This is a genomic window from Streptomyces sp. NPDC013187 (genome assembly GCF_042899705.1).
In the GTDB taxonomy this organism is placed as follows: Bacteria; Actinomycetota; Actinomycetes; order Streptomycetales; family Streptomycetaceae; genus Streptomyces; species Streptomyces hawaiiensis_A.
Window position 1 is genome coordinate 299,225 of record NZ_JBIBAF010000009.1, and the last position, 16,896, is coordinate 316,120.

At 71.3% G+C, this 16,896-nt stretch carries 16 protein-coding genes and 1 pseudogene; 9 read left to right on the plus strand and 8 right to left on the minus strand.

The genetic code is table 11. From position 1 onward, the window contains the following. Positions 1–191 precede the first annotated feature (191 nt). Positions 192–479: a DUF3040 domain-containing protein gene (locus ACFY5B_RS21275; protein ID WP_389971401.1), complete on the minus strand. Its 288-nt coding sequence runs from the start codon at positions 477–479 to the stop codon at positions 192–194. 449 nt (positions 480–928) lie between these two features. Between ACFY5B_RS21275 and ACFY5B_RS21280 the strand changes: the two genes are divergently transcribed. Continuing rightward, on the plus strand, positions 929–1,585 hold the full coding sequence (locus ACFY5B_RS21280; protein ID WP_389971403.1) for a response regulator: 657 nt from the start codon (positions 929–931) through the stop codon (positions 1,583–1,585). A gap of 109 nt (positions 1,586–1,694) precedes the next feature. Here ACFY5B_RS21280 and ACFY5B_RS21285 read toward each other — a convergent pair whose 3' ends face one another. From ACFY5B_RS21285 to ACFY5B_RS21300, 4 genes and pseudogenes are all read right to left on the minus strand, one after another. Beyond that, positions 1,695–2,954 carry a cation:proton antiporter gene (locus tag ACFY5B_RS21285; protein WP_389971404.1) on the minus strand — a complete coding sequence of 420 codons (1,260 nt, stop codon included), beginning with the start codon at positions 2,952–2,954 and terminating at the stop codon, positions 1,695–1,697. Positions 2,955–3,116: 162 nt separating this feature from the next. Next, positions 3,117–3,386, minus strand: a pseudogene (locus ACFY5B_RS21290) (hypothetical protein); the annotation flags it as partial. A gap of 30 nt (positions 3,387–3,416) precedes the next feature. Beyond that, positions 3,417–4,685 (minus strand): MFS transporter, encoded by a 1,269-nt coding sequence (locus ACFY5B_RS21295; RefSeq protein WP_389971406.1) that lies wholly within the window; start codon positions 4,683–4,685, stop codon positions 3,417–3,419. A 96-nt stretch (positions 4,686–4,781) separates the two neighbouring features. After that, positions 4,782–5,213 (minus strand): helix-turn-helix domain-containing protein, encoded by a 432-nt coding sequence (locus ACFY5B_RS21300; RefSeq protein WP_389971408.1) that lies wholly within the window; start codon positions 5,211–5,213, stop codon positions 4,782–4,784. Positions 5,214–5,305: 92 nt separating this feature from the next. On the opposite strand from ACFY5B_RS21300, the gene ACFY5B_RS21305 reads away from it, so the two are divergent. The 3 genes from ACFY5B_RS21305 to ACFY5B_RS21315 are packed head-to-tail and all read left to right on the plus strand — an operon-like array spanning position 5,306 to position 7,998. Beyond that, complete coding sequence (locus tag ACFY5B_RS21305; RefSeq protein WP_389971410.1) at positions 5,306–6,157, plus strand: class I SAM-dependent methyltransferase; 852 nt, start codon at positions 5,306–5,308, stop codon at positions 6,155–6,157. A 51-nt stretch (positions 6,158–6,208) separates the two neighbouring features. Continuing rightward, the gene (locus ACFY5B_RS21310) at positions 6,209–6,919 is read left to right on the plus strand and encodes a ThuA domain-containing protein (protein WP_389971412.1); all 711 of its coding nucleotides are present in this window, start codon (positions 6,209–6,211) and stop codon (positions 6,917–6,919) included. Then, positions 6,889–7,998 (plus strand): Gfo/Idh/MocA family protein, encoded by a 1,110-nt coding sequence (locus ACFY5B_RS21315; RefSeq protein ID WP_389971414.1) that lies wholly within the window; start codon positions 6,889–6,891, stop codon positions 7,996–7,998. The genes ACFY5B_RS21310 and ACFY5B_RS21315 overlap by 31 nt, the downstream gene beginning before the upstream one ends. Before the next feature lie 2 nt (positions 7,999–8,000). Here ACFY5B_RS21315 and ACFY5B_RS21320 read toward each other — a convergent pair whose 3' ends face one another. Beyond that, entirely contained in the window at positions 8,001–9,479 is a 1,479-nt protein-coding gene (locus ACFY5B_RS21320; protein ID WP_389971415.1) for a glutamate--cysteine ligase, read from the minus strand. A 141-nt stretch (positions 9,480–9,620) separates the two neighbouring features. On the opposite strand from ACFY5B_RS21320, the gene ACFY5B_RS21325 reads away from it, so the two are divergent. From ACFY5B_RS21325 to ACFY5B_RS21335, 3 genes are all read left to right on the plus strand, one after another. Continuing rightward, positions 9,621–10,796 (plus strand): MFS transporter, encoded by a 1,176-nt coding sequence (locus ACFY5B_RS21325; protein ID WP_389971417.1) that lies wholly within the window; start codon positions 9,621–9,623, stop codon positions 10,794–10,796. Between the two features lie 100 nt (positions 10,797–10,896). Then, complete coding sequence (locus ACFY5B_RS21330) at positions 10,897–11,775, plus strand: SDR family oxidoreductase (protein WP_389971419.1); 879 nt, start codon at positions 10,897–10,899, stop codon at positions 11,773–11,775. Between the two features lie 65 nt (positions 11,776–11,840). Then, on the plus strand, positions 11,841–12,569 hold the full coding sequence (locus ACFY5B_RS21335) for a maleylpyruvate isomerase family mycothiol-dependent enzyme (RefSeq protein WP_389971421.1): 729 nt from the start codon (positions 11,841–11,843) through the stop codon (positions 12,567–12,569). Between the two features lie 149 nt (positions 12,570–12,718). On the opposite strand, the gene ACFY5B_RS21340 is transcribed toward ACFY5B_RS21335, so the two are convergent. Next, complete coding sequence (locus ACFY5B_RS21340; RefSeq protein WP_389971423.1) at positions 12,719–13,114, minus strand: MarR family winged helix-turn-helix transcriptional regulator; 396 nt, start codon at positions 13,112–13,114, stop codon at positions 12,719–12,721. Positions 13,115–13,200: 86 nt separating this feature from the next. Here ACFY5B_RS21340 and ACFY5B_RS21345 point away from each other — a divergent pair, with 86 nt between their 5' ends. After that, positions 13,201–14,688, plus strand: a complete 1,488-nt coding sequence (locus ACFY5B_RS21345) for an MFS transporter (protein ID WP_389971425.1) — start codon at positions 13,201–13,203, stop codon at positions 14,686–14,688. 196 nt (positions 14,689–14,884) lie between these two features. Continuing rightward, entirely contained in the window at positions 14,885–16,132 is a 1,248-nt protein-coding gene (locus ACFY5B_RS21350; RefSeq protein ID WP_389971427.1) for an ABC transporter substrate-binding protein, read from the plus strand. A gap of 22 nt (positions 16,133–16,154) precedes the next feature. Here the strand turns inward: ACFY5B_RS21350 and ACFY5B_RS21355 are convergent, their stop codons facing one another. Further along, a complete protein-coding gene (locus tag ACFY5B_RS21355) occupies positions 16,155–16,895 on the minus strand; it encodes an ABC transporter ATP-binding protein (RefSeq protein ID WP_389971429.1) in 741 nt (246 codons plus the stop codon). Position 16,896: the final 1 nt, after the last annotated feature.

A 16,896-nucleotide genomic window follows, 5' to 3' on the forward strand; every position in this document is an offset into this window, starting at 1 on the left:
GAGTCCTTCCGTCGCGGTCCGGGCAGCTGACGCCTCGCCAGCTCACGAGACCCGGTCTCGACGTGAACCACCGTCAGTCATGCCGGTCCGTCCCACCATCCGGGGCGGTCACACGGGTTACGACAACACTCCGACGGCGGCATGCCCCCGGCCGTGCGCCCGTCGCCCGGGGGCTTCCGACGTGCGCTCTGTCAACGGCGTCCGAACCCCCGGTGGGTCATCCGGGCCGGGTCAGGGTCTGCCAGCTGAGCCGCCATGCCGACGAGGACCAGCCCGCCCGCGATGAGCAGGCCCTGGGCCAGGGCGATGCCGGAGCCCAGCACGGCTACGCCGAACGCCAGCCCCCACCATGCTCCGGTCCGCCGGTACTCGCGGGGCCGGGCGGGGCGGCCGGCTCTCATGGCCCGGGTGAATCGGGGGTCCTCCCGCTCGAGTCGTGCTTCGAGAGCGACCAGAGAGTGGTCTTCGGACTGGGGCACGGCTTCTCCTTCCCGGAACCCGAGCGCTTGGAGGCAGGGCACGGCCGAGGCCATGACAAGTCCTGGGGTGTCGGGCCCTGTGACGGCGCGGAGGGAGACAGGCCGCCGAGGCGGTGGTGCGGCGTGCCACGCCTGTCTCACCAGGGCTTCAGCTTCTCCCCCCTCCAGCGGCTTCCACCATCGGGCCCCACCCTCATCCTTCCCGGTGGCCGCCCCTCACGAACGCCGGTCCGAAAGCGGGGTGTTCGATTCGAGGATGGGTGCTGTCACGGATGGCGGCGGGGGCGGGCGGCGCACACCCTGGGTGATGGGGTTCCGAGGAGGGGGCGCGCGGTGCCCTCGTTCCGGCGGATCTTCCTGCCGGCGGCCGGACCCGCCGCGCTCCGTCGGGGGCTGCCTCCCGGTCCCCGTCCCGCCCTCGTACCCGATCCCGACCGGAACGGCCGACCATGAGCGACTCCCCCACCCGCATCCTGCTCGCCGACGACCACGCCCTGGTGCGGCGCGGTGTCCGGCTCATCCTGGACGCCGAGCCCGACCTCACCGTGGTCGCGGAGGCCGACGACGGCGCCGAGGCGGTCGCCCGGGCCCGGGAGCACCGGCCCGACCTGGCCGTCCTCGACATCGCCATGCCCCGTCTGACGGGGCTCCAGGCCGCCCGGGAGCTGTCCCGGACCTGCCCGCGGACGCGGATCCTGTTCCTGACCATGTACGACAACGAGCAGTACCTCTTCGAGGCGCTCGGTGCCGGGGCCTCGGGCTACGTCCTCAAGTCCGTCGCGGACCGTGACCTGGTCGAGGCGTGCCGGGCCACGATGCGGGGCGAGCCGTTCCTGTATCCCGGTGCGGTCGACGCGCTGATCCGTGACCATCTCGACCGGGCCCGGGAGGGCGGCGCGGGGGCCTCCCGGGCCCTCACCGACCGTGAGGAGGAGATCCTCAAGCTCGTCGCCGAGGGCCACACCTCGCAGCAGATCGCGGACCTGCTGGTCATCAGCCCCAAGACGGTGGAGCGGCACCGCGCGAACCTGCTGCAGAAGCTCGGCCTGAAGGACCGTCTGGAACTGACCCGCTACGCCGTCCGCGTCGGCCTGATCGAACCGTGAGAGCGTCCGCGACCGTAGCCCGCGGCAGGCGACGTACGCCCCGTCGCGACGCCCTGTCCTCGTCGGGGCGAGCGTCGCCTGCCGCGGCACTGGACTTTGCGGACACGGCCTAGCGCTCTGCCTCGGCGGGCTGGGGCGCGGACGGTGTGCTGTCGCCCGCGGGCTCGACGTCGTACGCCGGGGCCGTGCGGCGGGGCTGGAGGCCCTGGCCCGCGCGGAGCGCGCGGGCGAGCAGATGTGCGCGTCCGGCGGCGATGGGGCCGAGGACCGCGAGGACGAGGACGTACCCCGCGATGAACGGGGCGAGCCGGGCGTCGAGGCCGGCACCGGCGGCCATGGCGGCCAGGATCAGTGCGAACTCCCCGCGGGCCACGAGGGTGGTGGCGATCTCGGCGGCGGGGTCGAGGCCGTAGCGGTAGACGCGAGCGACGAGGAGACCCGCGGCGACGTTCATGACGAGCGTCAGCGCGGCCGCCGCGGCGACCGGTCCGACCACGGAGACGATGTCGCCGGGGTCGATGGAGAGCCCGAAGGCGAAGAAGAAGATGGCCGCGAAGGCGTCGCGCAGCGGATGCACGAGGTCCCGGATGCGCGGGCCGGAGGGGGTGCCGGCCAGGATCAGGCCGACCATGAACGCACCGATGGCGTCGGCGACTCCGAGGACCTCGGCGACTCCCGCCACCAGGACGGCCGCGCCGAGGAAGCTGATGACGAGCAGTTCGTTGTCGCGGGTCGCGATGAGCCGCCCCACCGGTTTGGTGCCGTAGCGGGCCGCCGCGGCCAGCAGCAGCAGGAAGCCGAAGGCCTTGGCGCCCTGCAGAACCATGTCGCCGACGCCCTGGGCACCGCTGATGACGGGCTGGAGCGCGGCCAGGTACAGCGCGAGGAAGATGTCCTCGACCACGATGACGCCCAGGATGAGGCGCGTCTCCGGGCGGCCGATGCGGCCGAGGTCGATGAGGATCTTGGTGACGATGGCGGACGAGGAGATCCCGAGGACACCGGCGAGGACCAGTGCCTCACGGACGCCCCAGCCCAGGGCGAAGCCGAATCCCAGCCCCGCACCGACGTTGAGCAGCAGGTAGATCCCGCCCGCCGTCAGCAGGCGCCGGCCGCCGCTCCTGAGGTCGTCGAGGTGGAACTCCAGGCCGAGGTAGAACAGCAGCAGCACCAGTCCGAGCGCCGAGAGCATCTCGAAGTCGTGGGCGTCCTGGACGATGACCAGGCCGGGGGTGTGGGGGCCGAGCAGGATGCCCGCGAGCATGAACAGCGGAATCGTGGGGAGCCCGATCCTGCCGCCCAGGCGAGCGAGGAGGGCGGCGGCCAGAAAGGCTCCGCCCATGGCGAGAAGGCTGTCAGCGTGTCCCACGGATCACCACCTTCGTGGACGCGCAGGCGGATCGTTTCACCGAGCGGGGATGGATAGGAGCTCCTCCTGAGGGGCTGTGACGGGCAGCGTCGTGCGCCTGTGGGCGCGACCCGGGGCGCGGCCATGACCGTCGGCGCGTCGGCCCGGGCGGTGCTGCCAGCCTCACACGGGCATCGGTGGCGTCACCATCGGTGCCCGCACCCACATCCGCGCGGGGACGACACCCATCCCCGGCGAGGACGATGCCCTGCGGCGGGCGATCGCCAGGGACGCGTGGTGGCCGACGCCCGTGGCGCTCCAGGCGTGGACCCGTTCACCGGGGTCCCGGAGAAAGTCGCCGCGGCTGGTGGTGTTGCCGATCTCCAGCGGCGGAGCCGGTACGACGGTGCCCTCAGAGGTGACGAAGGACAGACCGCCATCGGCGTCCTGGCCGGAACAGGCCGCCGCTGAGCCGCTCCTGCGTCACGACTGCGCCGTGCCGGCCGCCGCACCGCTGGGCGCCGCCGCCGAGCCGCTCCCGAAGCGGATCCCCTTGGCCTCCTTGCCGAGCGCGCTCAGCAGGATCACCACGGCCAGGGTGGGCACGATGGTCCACGCCATCGCCGAGGGGTACCCGTGGCGCTCGGCGAGGGCCTCCTGGATCGGCAGGTTGAGCGCGGCGATGAGGTTGCCCAGCTGGTAGGTGACGCCCGGGTAGAAGCCCCGCACGGCGTCCGGGCTCATCTCGGTGAGGTGCGCCGGGATGACGCCCCACGCGCCCTGCACGCACACCTGCATCAGGAAGGACGACAGCATCAGCCATCCGACGGTGGTGGACAGCACGAAGAACGGCACCACCACCAGCCCCCCGGCCGCCGCGATCATGATGGTCCGGCGGCGGCCCAGCCGCTCGGAGTACGCACCGAGCAGCACCCCGCCGATCATGGCGCCGATGTTGTAGACGACCGCGATCGCGATCGACGTGTTCGCCGACAGGTCGAGGCCCTTCTTCACGAAGGTCGGGTAGATGTCCTGGGTGCCGTGCGACATCCAGTTGAAGGCGGTCATCAGCGCGACCAGGTAGACGAAGCGACGCAGCACCGCGGGGTTCTTGAACACCTGGTGCGCGGGGGTGCGGTTGAGCGCGACGCTCTTCTCCCACACCTCGCTCTCCTCCACCCCGCTGCGCACCCACAGCGCGACCAGGGCGGGCAGCAGGCTGAACGCGAACAGGCCGCGCCAGCCGAAGACCGGCTCGATGACGAAGAACGCCACGGCGGCCAGGAGATATCCGAGCGAATAGCCGCTCTGCAGGAGTCCCGACCAGAAGCCGCGCCGCTCGGTGGGGATCTTCTCCATGGCGAGGGCCGCGCCCAGGCCCCACTCGCCGCCCATGCCGATGCCGTAGAGCAGGCGCAGCACCAGCAGCACCGTGTAGTTCGGCGCGAAGGCACAGGCGAAGCCGACGGTCGAGTAGAAGACGACGTCGACCATGAGGGGGACGCGGCGGCCCCGGCGGTCCGCCCACATGCCGAAGAGCAGCGCGCCGACCGGCCGCATCACCAGGGTCGCGGTGGTGAGGAAGGCCATGTCGGTGAGGGAGACATGGAAGTCGTCGGCTATCTCGCTGTAGACGAGCACGACCAGGAAGTAGTCGAACGCGTCCATCGCCCAGCCGAGATAGGCGGCCACGAAAGCGTTGCGCTGGTCCTTGGTCAGACCCGATGCCTGGCCCTTCACGGTCTTCAGCACGGCGGCCTCCCGGAGTTCGCAGCCGAGGCTAGGCACGCGGCGCCGGGGATCGGGCAAAGGACGACCCAGTTTTGGACCAAGAGCGGCGACGGCCCATCAACGGCGTTCGGGCGGCCGTCTTCCCGGCGCCACGACACCGCCGGACGCCGCCGCGTCGATCAGGCCGCGGAAGGTGGGGCATTCCAGGTGGCTGGGCGCGGGGCACGCGGCGGCGTGCCGCAGGGAGTCACGCAAGGCGCCCAGTTCGCGGATCTTCCGGTCCAGTTCCTCCGCTTTGGCCGACAGCACCCGCCGGTCGATCCGCGGCCGGCCGTCCGGCGCGAACATCCGCGCGATCTCGTCGAGCGAGAACCCGGCCGTGCGCCCCAGCGCGATCAGCGCCAGCCGTTCCAGCACCCCGCTGTCGTACTGGCGCCGCAGGCCGCGCCGGCCGGTGGAGGCGATCAGGCCCTTCTCCTCGTAGAACCGCAGCGTGGAAGCGGGAACTCCGGCGCGGTGCGCCACTTCTGCTATGTCCAGGTCTGTCATTGTCTTGACCTCAAGTCGACTTGAAGTAGAACGCTGTCATCCCGTCCCGACGAAGACAAGCGGGACGAAGGCGAGCCGAGGGAGAAACGACGATGAATGCCGCACACGGGTCCTACGACGAGCAGGCCGCCCGCTGGAACGGGCCAGCCGGCAACGCCTGGGTGGATCTCCAGGAGGTGCTGAACGGGATGTTCAGGCCCATCGAGGAGCTGCTCGTCGATGCCGTGGCCGCCGAACACGCGGCGAGCGTGCTCGACGTCGGCTGCGGCACGGGCGGCCTCACCCGGGCCGTCGCACGCCGGGCCGGTCACTGCGTCGGGGTCGACATCTCCGGCCCGATGATCGAGGCGGCCCGGGCGCTCGCCGAACGCGAGGGCGTACCCGCGTCCTTCGTCCAGGCCGACGCGCAGGAGTACGCGTTCGAACCGGCCGCCTTCGACGCGGTCGTCTCGCGCTTCGGCGTCATGTTCTTCAGCGACCCCGTGCGGGCCTTCGCCAATCTCCGGAGCACGGTGAGGGACGGGGCCGGGCTGCGCTGCGTCGTGTGGCGGGGGGCCGAGGAGAACCCGTTCATGACGACGGCGGAACGCGCCGCGGCCCCGTTCCTGCCGGAGCTTCCCGCGCGCCGGCCCGACGAGCCGGGCCAGTTCGCGTTCGCGGACCCGGAGCGGGTCCACGGCGTTCTGACGGAGAGCGGCTGGGCCGGGATCGACATCCAGCCGGTCGACGTGGTCTGCACCCTGCCCGAGAAGGACCTCGTCACGTACTTCAGCCGGCTCGGTCCGCTCGGCACGGTCCTGCCCGATGCCGACGAGCGGACCCGGGCGGAGATCGTCGAGGTGGTCCGCCCCGCCTTCGAGCCCTTCGTGCGGGGCGCGGAAGTCCGTTACACCGCAGCGTGCTGGATGGTGTCGGCGCGGGCCGCCGGCGCGAAACTTTCGTGAGGTCCGGCCCTCTTTTCCGATCGCGGGCGCCCGGCGCATAGTGAGATCACGATGACGCAGAAGAGAGCCCTGGTGGTCCGAGGCGGCTGGGAAGGACATCAGCCGGTCGAGGCCACGGAACTGTTCCTGCCCTTCCTCCGGGACAACGGATTCGCGGTCCGGGTCGAGGAGTCGACCGAGATCTACGCGGACGGCGCCGAGATGGCCGCCACCGACCTGGTCGTGCAGTGCGTGACGATGTCGGAGATCACGCGCGATCAGCTGGCGGGGCTGAGCTCCGCGGTCGAGGCCGGTACCGGCTTCACCGGCTGGCACGGTGGCATCGCCGACTCGTTCCGCTCCTCCTCGGACTATCTGCACCTGGTCGGCGGCCAGTTCGCCACGCACCCCGGCAAGGAGCCGTGCGAGCGGCGGGGCGAGGCGGCGGACAACTTCCTGCCCCACACCATCACCTTGACCGAGGCCGGCCGCGCGCATCCGATCACCGCCGGCGTCGAGGACTTCACGCTGGACACCGAGCAGTACTGGGTTCTCCACGACGACCTCATCGACGTCCTGGCCACCACCACGCACCCCACCCGGCCGTGGCAGCCCTGGCACCGGCCGGTCACCTCCCCGGCGGTCTGGACCCGCCGGTGGGGCGCCGGGCGGATCGTGGTGACGACGCCGGGACACAGCGTCGACGTGCTGGAGAACCCCCACGTCCGCACCATCGTCGAGAGGGGCATGCTGTGGGCGACGCGCACCGTGTCGGGGTCGTAGGGCTCGGCGTCATCTCCCGCGCGTACCTGGACACGCTCGCCGGCCATCCCGCGGTGCGGATCACGGCGGTCGCCGACCTCGATGCCTCCCGGTCGGCAGCGGCCGCCGCCGAACTGCCCGGCGCCCGGGCCCTGACGGTCGAGGAGCTGCTGAGCAGCCCGGACGTGGACACGGTGCTGAACCTGACCACGCCGGCGGCGCACGCCGGGATAGCCCTCGGGGCGATCCGGCACGGCAAGCACGTCTACGGGGAGAAGCCGCTGGCCGCGGGCCTGGAGGACGCCCGGGCCGTCCTGGAAGCCGCCGCGAAGGCGGGCAGCGGTGTGGGCTGCGCGCCGGACACCGTGCTGGGCACGGGACTTCAGACCGCGCGGGCGGCCGTCGAGGCGGGCACCATCGGGCGCCCCCAGTTCGCCACGGCGGTGATGGTGACCCCGGGCCATGAACGCTGGCACCCGAACCCGGACTTCTACTACACGGCGGGCGGTGGCCCGCTGCTGGACATGGGGCCGTACTACCTGTCGTCCCTGGTGCATCTGCTGGGGCCGGTGCGCGCCGTGACCGGGGCGGCCGGGCGGCCGCGGGCCGAGCGCGTCATCGGATCCGGTCCGCGCGCCGGTGAGCGCATACCGGTCGAGGTGGACAGCCACGTCTCCGGAGTGCTGGAGCACGTGGACGGGACGCTGACGACGCTCACGACGAGTTTCGACGGCGTGGCCACCACGGCCGCACCCATCGAGGTCCACGGCGAGAGCGGCAGCCTCTCGGTCCCCGATCCGAACCGCTTCGACGGCGAGGTACGCCTCCACGCGCTCGGCGACACCCGCTGGCGCACCCTCCCCATGTCGGCGGGCTACGCGGACGGGGCTCGCGGGGTCGGCCTGCTCGACTTCCTCACCACCGACGGCGAGCGGGCGCCGCGCGCGAACGGCGAACTCGCCCTGCACGTGCTGGAGACGATGACGGCGCTGCTGCGTTCGGCGGCCGAGGGCCGCCGGATCGAGCTGACGACGTCCGCGAAGGTGCCCGAGGCCGTGCCCCTGACGAGTGCGGCGCGGTGGCGCGGCCGACAGGAGTGACGTCAGTCCACGGGCCACGTGTGCGCGGGCGCGTTCATGTGCATGTAGTCCATGTACGTCCTGGTCATCTGCCGCAGTGCCTCCCGCCGGTCGGAGATGCCGGCCTTCTCCAGGTGGTGCACCATCTCCGCCTGCCACAGGGCGCCGTTGCGGCCGGTGACGCAGCGCTGCTCGATGATGCCCAGCAGGGGCTCGCGCCATGCGGCGTCCATGCCGGTCAGCTCCAGGCCACGGTGGGCCAGGGGCAGCAGACGCCGCAACACCAGTTCCGTGACCGGCACTTCGCCCACGCCTGGCCAGTACAGGCGGGCGTCGATGCCGTCCCGGGCCGCGGTGTGCAGGTTCTCCTCGGCGACCGAGAAGGACATCCGCGACCACACCGGCCGGTCCTCGTCGACCAGGGCGCGGGTCAGGCCGTAGTAGAAGGCGCCGTTGGCGATGATGTCGGCCACGGTGGGACCGGCGGGCAGGACCCGGTTCTCGATGCGCAGATGGGGGCCGCTCTCGGTGACGGCGTAGATGGGGCGGTTCCAGCGGTAGATCGTGCCGTTGTGCAGGGTCAGTTCGCCCAGCTGGGGAACGCCGCCGCTGTCCAGTTCCTTCTGCGGGTCCTCGTCCTCGCACAGCGGCAGCAGGGCGGGGAAGTAGCGCACGTTCTCCTCGAAGAGGTCGAAGACGCTGGTGATCCAGCGCTCCCCGAACCACACCCGGGGCCGTACGCCCTGGGCCTTGATCTCCTCGGGGCGGGTGTCGGTGGCCTGCTCGAACAGGGGGATGCGGGTCTCGCGCCACAGCTCCTTGCCGAACAGGAAGGGTGAGTTCGCCGCGAGGGCGATCTGCACACCCGCGATGGCCTGGGCCGCGTTCCAGTAGTGCGGGAACTCCCTCGGGTCGACCTGGAGATGGAACTGGGTGCTGGTGCAGGCCGCCTCGGGAGTGATGGTGTCGGCGTACGTCGACAGCCGCTCCACTCCGTCGACCTTGATCCGCAGGTCCTCGCCCCGGGCCGCGAAGATCTGCTCGTTGAGGAGGCGGTAGCGAGGGTCGCCGGAGAGGGCGGACTCGCTGACGTCCGACTCGCCCAGGGTCGGCAGGATGCCGACCATGATCAGGTGCGCGCCCACCGCGGCGGCACGGTCCTCGGCGTGGTTGAGGGCGTCCCGGATCGCCTGCTCCCACGAGCCCGGGCCGCCGGCCGTGAGCAGCCGGGGCGGGATGTTGATCTCCAGGTTGAAGCGGCCCAGTTCGCTCGACCAGGCGGGATCGGCGATGGCCTGGAGCACGTCGGTGTTGCGCATCGCGGGCAGCCCCTCGTCATCCACGAGGTTGAGCTCGATCTCCAGCCCGACCTGAGGGCGCTCGCTCTCGAAGCCGGACTCGCTGAGCATCCGGGCCAGCACCTCGAGGTCGGTGTGCATCTTCTCGCGGTACCGACGGCGGTCCTCCCGGGTGAACACCAGGGCCGGCACGTCACGTCCCATGTGCCCTCCTGCGCTCCTTCGGCGGGTACGTCCGCCCCTCGGCGGACGGGTCTCGTCCCAGAGTCGCACCTTGTCCTCGACCCCGCACCCACCTAGCCTCAGTTTGTGCCGCAACTAAACAAACCCCGATCGCACAGGGACGTGCCGGGCAACAGCAGCTCCCTGACCCGGCTCCGGATCGCCCTGACCGTCTTCTTCGCCCTCGACGGCTTCGTCTTCGCGGGCTGGGTCGTGCGCATCCCGGCCATCAAGGCCCGGACGGGCGCCTCGGCCAGCGCCCTGGGCCTCGCCCTCCTGGGCGTCTCCGCCGGGGCCGTCATCACCATGACGCTCACGGGCCGCCTGTGCCGCCGCTTCGGGAACCACCGGGTCACCGTCGTCTGCGCGGTCCTGCTCTCGCTCAGCGTCGCCCTGCCCCCGCTGACCCACTCGGCGCTCGCACTGGGCCTGGTCCTGCTGCTCTTCGGGGCCGCCTACGGCGGTATCAACGTGGCCTTCAACAGCGCGGCCGTGGAACTCGTGGCCGCGCTGCGGCGGCCGGTCATGCCGAGCTTCCACGCGGCGTTCAGCCTGGGCGGCATGGTCGGGGCGGGGCTGGGCGGGCTGGTCGCGGGGGCCCTCTCCCCCACGCGGCACCTGTTGCTTCTCACGGTCGTCGGCCTGCTCGTGACCGCCGCGGCGGGCCCCACCCTCCTGCGGCACGAGCCGCCGCCGGAAAGGGGGCTGCCCGCCGAGGGCTCCCCGCGCCGCCCGGACCGCCGCACCCGGGGGCTGGTCATCGTCTTCGGGCTGATCGCGGGGTGCACCGCGTACGGCGAGGGGGCGCTGGCCGACTGGGGCGCCCTGCACCTCGAACAGGACCTGCACGCCTCGGCGGGCGCCGCGGCGGTGGGCTACGCGTGCTTCGCGCTGGCGATGACGGTGGGACGGCTGACCGGCACGACGCTGCTGGAACGTCTGGGGCGGACCCGGACCGTCGTCGCCGGCGGCACCACCGCGGCGGCCGGGATGCTGCTCGGCGCCCTCGCCCCCTCCCTCTGGGCGGCCTTCCTCGGCTACGCGATCACGGGCCTCGGTCTCGCGAACCTCTTCCCCGTGGCCGTGGAGCGCGCGGGCGCCCTGGCGGGCCCCGGCGGCGTGGCCACGGCCTCCACCCTGGGCTACGGGGGCATGCTCCTCGGCCCGCCCGCGATCGGTTTCATGGCGGACTGGTTCACCCTGCCTGCCGCGCTGACGAGTGTGGCGGTGCTGGCGGCGGTGGCCGCGGTCGTGGGTGCGCTGGTGGGCGCGGCTGCCCGACGGGCGGCCGGGGGCTGAGGAGGGGAGGCTGCCATGGGGGATGCCGGTGATCCTGGGTACCCGTGGCGGCGCCCGTTGTGATCACCGGGCCGTACGCCATGCACAAGGAGGCAGACCCGTGACCGAACAGCAGCACCCAGGAGAGCAGCACCCGACCCCGGAGTTTCCCTCCCAGGACCAGCCGCACCCCGGCTGGACGGGGCCGATGGACCCGCCCCCGGACCACGGCGAGGAGTCCTACCGGGGCAGCGGCAGGCTGGAGGGCCGCAAGACCGTGATCACCGGTGGGGACTCCGGTATCGGCCGTGCGGTGGCCCTGGCGTTCGCCCGCGAGGGTGCCGACGTGCTGTTCACCCATCTGGATGACGAGAAGGACGACGCCGCCGAGACGACCCGGCTCGTCGAGGAGGCCGGCCGGCGTGCCGTGCCCGTAGCGTGCGACGTACGCGAGGAGGAGAACTGCCGGGCGCTGATCGAGCGTGCCGTGGACGAGTTCGGCCGGATCGACGTGCTCGTGAACAACGCGGCCTACCAGATGTCACAGCCGGACGGCATCGAGGCGATCACCACCGAGCAGTTCGACCGGGTGCTGCGCACCAACCTGTACGGGATGTTCTGGCTGTGCAAGCTGGCCCTGCCGCACATCCCGGAGGGCGGCAGCATCATCAACTCCACCTCGGTGCAGGCGTACAAGCCCAGTCCGCATCTGCTGGACTACGCGACGACGAAGGGCGCGATCGTCACCTTCACGCAGGGGCTGGCGCAGATGCTGATCGACAAGGGCATCCGCGTCAACGCGGTCGCGCCGGGCCCGGTGTGGACGCCGCTGATCCCGGCGACCCTGCCGGACACGCAGACGTTCGGCAAGCAGGCCCCCATCGGACGGCCCGCGCAGCCTGCCGAAATGGCTCCGGCGTACGTCTTCCTCGCCTCGCAGGAGGCGTCGTACATCACCGCCGAGATCGTCAACGCGACGGGCGGGACGCCGCTTCCGTAGCCGCCGCGGCCGGCCTCCGGAAATCCCAGGGCCTGGAGGGCGCTTCATGCGGCAGACTCGGCGCCATGGAGACCCCCGAGTTCCTTCAAGCACTGGAGACGGAAGGCCGGCTGCTGGCCGCGGCCGCCGAGGAGGCCGGGACCGACGCGAAGGTGCCGACCTGTCCCGGGTGGCAGGTGCGGGACCTGCTGCGGCACACGGGCGCAGTGCACCGCTGGGCCGCCACGTTCGTCGCGGAGCAGCTCACCGAGCGCCGTCCGCTGGTCGAGCCCACCGACCTGGACGGCGCGGAGCTCGTGGCCTGGTACCGCGCCGGCCACCGGGATCTCGTCCGCACGCTGGCCGACGCCTCGCCGGACGTGGAGTGCTTCGCCTTCCTGCCCGCGCCGTCGCCGCTGGCCTTCTGGGCGCGGCGGCAGGCGCACGAGACGGCGGTGCACCGGGTGGACGCGGAGTCCGCGCGCGGCGGCGTCCCGACCACCGTCACCCCCGAGTTCGCGACCGACGGCATCGACGAACTGCTGCTGGGCTTCCACGCCCGCTCCAGGAGCCGGGTACGCACCCCGCAGCCGCGCGTTCTGCGGATCCGCGCGGAGGACACCGGCGCGGTGTGGACGGTACGGCTGTCGCCGGAGCCACCCGTGACCACACGGGACGCGTCCGGGGAGGCCGAGTGCGAAGTGTCCGGCCCGGCCGAGCAGTTGTACCTGGCGCTGTGGAACCGGGCTCCTCTGCCGACCGCGACGGGTGACCGGGCGCTCGCCACCCTGTGGCGGGAGACGTCGGCGATCTGAGGACGACGGCAGCTGGGCCGGACCACCGACGGGCGATCGTCCGTCTGCGATCCGAGCAGAGCACCGACGGGCGATCGTCCGTCTGCGATCCGAGCAGAGCACCGACGGGCGATCAGTCCTCAGCAATTCGAGCAGAGCACCGCGGGCGATCAGTCGTCGGCGAGCACCCTCGCCAGCACCGCGCGCTGCACGGGAAGCACCTCACCGTGCAGCGCGCGCCCCTTGGCGGTGAGACACACCTGCACGCCGCGCCGGTCCTCGGAGCACATGCCGCGCTCGACGAGCCCCTCCCTCTCCAGCCGGGCGATCAGTCGCGACAGCGCGCTCTGGCTGAGGTGGACCCGCTCGGAGATCTCCTGCACGCGGTAGGACGGCGTGCCCCTCGGCGTCCGGCACCCGGCGAGGACGTCGAGCACCTCGAAGTCGCTGGCGCACAGGCCGTGGCCGTGCAGCACCCGGTCGAGTTCGCACTGTGTCCGCGCGTGCAGCGCCAGGATGTCCCGCCACTGTGCCACGAGGGCCTGCTCGGCCTGCTGAGCCGTCATGCGCCGCACCGTAACAGAGAACCGAGTTTGTTGCACCTGAATTAAATGCAGTTGCATCTCATGCATACGCATGTAGTGTCTCCGGCATGACCTCTCCGCTCATCTCCCCCACGTCCGAAGGGCGTTGGACGCCACGGTTGTGGGGCACCCTGCTCGTGCTCTGCGCCGCGATGTTCCTGGACGCCCTCGACGTGTCCATGGTCGGCGTCGCCCTGCCCTCCATCGGCGCCGACCTCGGCCTGTCGACCTCGGCACTGCAATGGATCGTCAGCGGCTACATCCTGGGCTACGGCGGCCTGCTGCTCCTCGGTGGACGCGCCGCCGACCTCCTGGGGCGACGGCAGGTCTTCCTGGTGGCCCTCGGCGTCTTCGCACTCGCCTCGCTGCTCGGCGGTCTCGTGGACTCGGGGCCGCTGCTCATCGCCAGCCGTTTCATCAAGGGCCTGAGCGCGGCCTTCACCGCCCCCGCCGGCCTGTCGATCATCACCACGACGTTCCCCGAGGGCCCGTTGCGCAACCGGGCGCTCTCCATCTACACCACCTGCGCGGCCACCGGCTTCTCCATGGGCCTGGTGCTCTCGGGCCTGCTCACCGAGGCCAGTTGGCGCCTGACCATGCTGCTGCCCGCACCCATCGCCCTGATCGCGCTCGTCGCCGGGTGGAAACTGCTGCCGCGCAGCGAACGGAAGAAGGACCACAACGGCTACGACGTCCCCGGCGCCGTCCTCGGCACCGCCTCGATGCTGCTGCTGGTCTTCACTGTCGTCCAGGCACCGGAGGCCGGTTGGGCGTCGGCCCGCACCCTGCTGTCCTTCCTGGCGGTGGCCGCGCTGCTGACGGTGTTCGTCCTGGTGGAGCGGCGCTCGGCGGGACCGTTGATCCGGCTCGGCGTGCTGCGCTCCGGCAGCCAGATCCGCGCCCAGCTCGGCGCGATGGCGTTCTTCGGCTCGTATGTCGGCTTCCAGTTCCTGGCGACGCTTTACATGCAGTCACTACTGGGCTGGTCGGCGCTGCACACGGCGCTCGCCTTCCTGCCCGCGGGTGCGCTGGTGGCGGTGTCGTCAACGATGGTGGGCACGATCGTCGACCGGTTCGGCACCCAGCGGCTGATCGCGGGGGGCTTCGCGCTCATGGTTCTCGGATACGCGCTGTTCCTGCGCGTCGACCTGGACCCGGTGTACGCCGCGGTGATCCTTCCGAGCATGCTGTTGATCGGGGCCGCCTGCGCCCTGGTCTTCCCGTCTCTCAACATCCAGGCCACCAACGGCGTCGACGACCACGAGCAGGGCATGGTCTCCGGCCTGCTCAACACCTCCGTCCAGGTCGGCGGAGCGATCTTCCTGGCCGTCGTCACGGCCGTGGTGACCGCCGGCGCCCCCGCGGACCCCACTCCGCAGGCCGTCCTGGACAGCTACCGGCCCGGGTTCATGGTCGCCACGGGCATCGCCGTCGCCGGCTTGCTGATCACCCTCACCGGCCTGCGGCCGCGCCGTGGGAGGAAGTCCGCGGGACCGTCCGTCGTCGTCGTCAGGTCCACCCCGAAGGAGGCGGAGCGCGTCGCCGTAGGCGACTAGGAAGCGTCTCCAGACATGATCAAGGCCCTGCGCGACCCGAGGGGGGAGCGCAGGGCCGAGGCGAGAAGCACAATCAATCGAAAGAGTGTGCATTTCGCATCTTTTCCGGACTTCGAATGGGTTCTACGCTCGTGTACAGATGGCGGGCGGAGGGCCGGCCTGTCGACCCCGCCGCCTGTAACGAGCGGAGGCGGAGATGAAAGCGTCGATACGGCGGTCCGCGATCTTCGCAAGCGCGGCCGCCCTCGTGATAGCCGTCTGCGGTACGACGGGCACGGCCCGGGCCGAGCCGGGCGATGGTGAGCTCCAGTTCGGCTACGTCCTGCCGGAGACGGGACAGCTGGCCTATCTCGGCCCACCCCAGATCGAGTCGCTGAAGTTCGCGATACAGAAGATCAACGACGCGGGCGGGGTCCTGGGCAAGTCCGTGCCGGCTGTGGTCTCCAGTGACGAGGCGGGCCAGGAGGCCGTCGCCGCACAGTCGGCGGACCGGGTCCTCGCGGCAGGTGTGGACGCGATCGTCGGCGCCGCGGCTTCCGGTATGTCGCTGGCGTTCATCGACCGGGTGACCGGAGCGGGCGTCGTGCAGTGTTCGGGGTCGAACACCGCTCCCACCTTCACCGACTACGAGGACGACGGCTTCTACTTCCGTACCGTCCCGAGTGATTCGTTGCAGGGGCCCATCCTGGCGGATGTCGTTCGCGACGACGGCCACGACCGGGTGGCCCTGGTCGCTCGGGCGGACGACTACGGGCGCGGCCTGATGGAGGCCACCCGCAAGACGCTGGAGGAGCGCGGTGCGACGGTGACGCTCGCGGAGACCTACGACCCGAAGGCGACCAACTTCGACCAGGTCGTCCAGCAGGTGGAGAACTCCCGGCCGGACGCCGCCGTGGTGATCGCCTTCGAGGAAGGCACCCAGATCCTGCAGGGCATGATCGAGTCCGGGCTCGGGCCCGACCGGATCGGCGTCTACGGTGCCGACGGACTGCGCAGTGAGGAACTGCCCTCGCTGGTCGCCCCCGGCCAGCCGGAGAGGCTCTCCGGCATGAAGGGGACCGCGCCGGCCTCGGCGGAGAACGAGCAGTACGTGAAGGAGCTGAAGGAGTTCGCGCCGAAGCTGAAGGAGCTGCAGTTCGCACCGCAGGTGTTCGACTGCGCGACGACGATCGCGCTCGCCGCCGAGAAGGCGGAGTCCGACGACCCGGGCGAGTACGTGAAGGAGATGAACGGGATCACCAGGGACGGCGAGAAGTGCAACTCGTTCGCCGCCTGCAAGGAGCTTCTCGCCGACGGCAAGGACATCGACTACGACGGTGTGAGCGGTCCGCTCGACTTCACCGACAAGGGCGAACCCGGCCAGGCGACGATCGAGGTGTACGGCTACGACGACGAGGGGAAGTTGCAGACCCTGCGTACCGAGACCAGCAGGGCCGAGGAGTGACGGGAGAACCCGACAGCGGGAGTCAACGGACGCGGGCGAGCGTGCCGAGGTAGAGCTCGATCACCTTCTCGTCGTGCAGCAGGGCCGTGCCCGTGCCGGTGTAGGCGTTGCGGCCCTGGTCGAGGACGTAGCCGCGGTCGCAGAGCTGTAGGCACCTGCGGGCGTTCTGCTCGACCATGAGCACGGCGACGCCCGCGCTGTTGATCATTCTGCACCGGTCGAAGACGTGGTCCTGATGGAGCGGTGACAGGCCGGCCGACGGCTCGTCGAGCAGCAGCAGCTGCGGCTCCATCATCAGTGCGCGGGCCATCGCGAGCATCTGGCGTTCGCCGCCGGACATGGCTCCGGCCTTCTGCCTGCGACGGTCGGCCAGCACGGGGAAGAGTTCCTCGATCGCCGTGACCCGCCGCGTGTGGTCCTTGGGCCGCAGGTACACGCCCATCCGCAGGTTCTCCTCGACGGTCAGCGTGGGAAACACGTTCTGAAGCTGCGGTACATAGCCCACGCCCCGCCGCACCAGCTCGTGCGCGGGCCGGCCGGTCACGTCCTCGCCACGCAGCCGCACGGTCCCGCCGCGCACCCGCAGCAGCCCGAAAACGGCCTTGACCAGCGTGGACTTGCCGGCGCCGTTGGGGCCGATCACGCCGACCACCTCGCCCGGCCGCACCTCGACGCTGCATCCGCGCAGCACGTCGACACCGGGGACGTAACCGGCGACGATGTCGTCGGCCGCCAGCACCGGTGCCTGCTCCTCAGCGGTCATC

What these genes read in the sequence shown, in the direction of transcription:
- ACFY5B_RS21335 (WP_389971421.1), top strand. Translation starts at nt 11,841, where the DNA reads ATGGAGACCCCCGAGTTCCTTCAAGCACTGGAGACGGAAGGCCGGCTG.
- ACFY5B_RS21305 (WP_389971410.1), top strand. Translation starts at nt 5,306, where the DNA reads ATGAATGCCGCACACGGGTCCTACGACGAGCAGGCCGCCCGCTGGAAC.
- ACFY5B_RS21340 (WP_389971423.1), bottom strand. Translation starts at nt 13,114, where the DNA reads ATGACGGCTCAGCAGGCCGAGCAGGCCCTCGTGGCACAGTGGCGGGAC.
- ACFY5B_RS21320 (WP_389971415.1), bottom strand. Translation starts at nt 9,479, where the DNA reads ATGGGACGTGACGTGCCGGCCCTGGTGTTCACCCGGGAGGACCGCCGT.
- ACFY5B_RS21280 (WP_389971403.1), top strand. Translation starts at nt 929, where the DNA reads ATGAGCGACTCCCCCACCCGCATCCTGCTCGCCGACGACCACGCCCTG.
- ACFY5B_RS21300 (WP_389971408.1), bottom strand. Translation starts at nt 5,213, where the DNA reads ATGACAGACCTGGACATAGCAGAAGTGGCGCACCGCGCCGGAGTTCCC.
- ACFY5B_RS21345 (WP_389971425.1), top strand. Translation starts at nt 13,201, where the DNA reads ATGACCTCTCCGCTCATCTCCCCCACGTCCGAAGGGCGTTGGACGCCA.
- ACFY5B_RS21310 (WP_389971412.1), top strand. Translation starts at nt 6,209, where the DNA reads ATGACGCAGAAGAGAGCCCTGGTGGTCCGAGGCGGCTGGGAAGGACAT.
- ACFY5B_RS21355 (WP_389971429.1), bottom strand. Translation starts at nt 16,895, where the DNA reads ATGACCGCTGAGGAGCAGGCACCGGTGCTGGCGGCCGACGACATCGTC.
- ACFY5B_RS21350 (WP_389971427.1), top strand. Translation starts at nt 14,885, where the DNA reads ATGAAAGCGTCGATACGGCGGTCCGCGATCTTCGCAAGCGCGGCCGCC.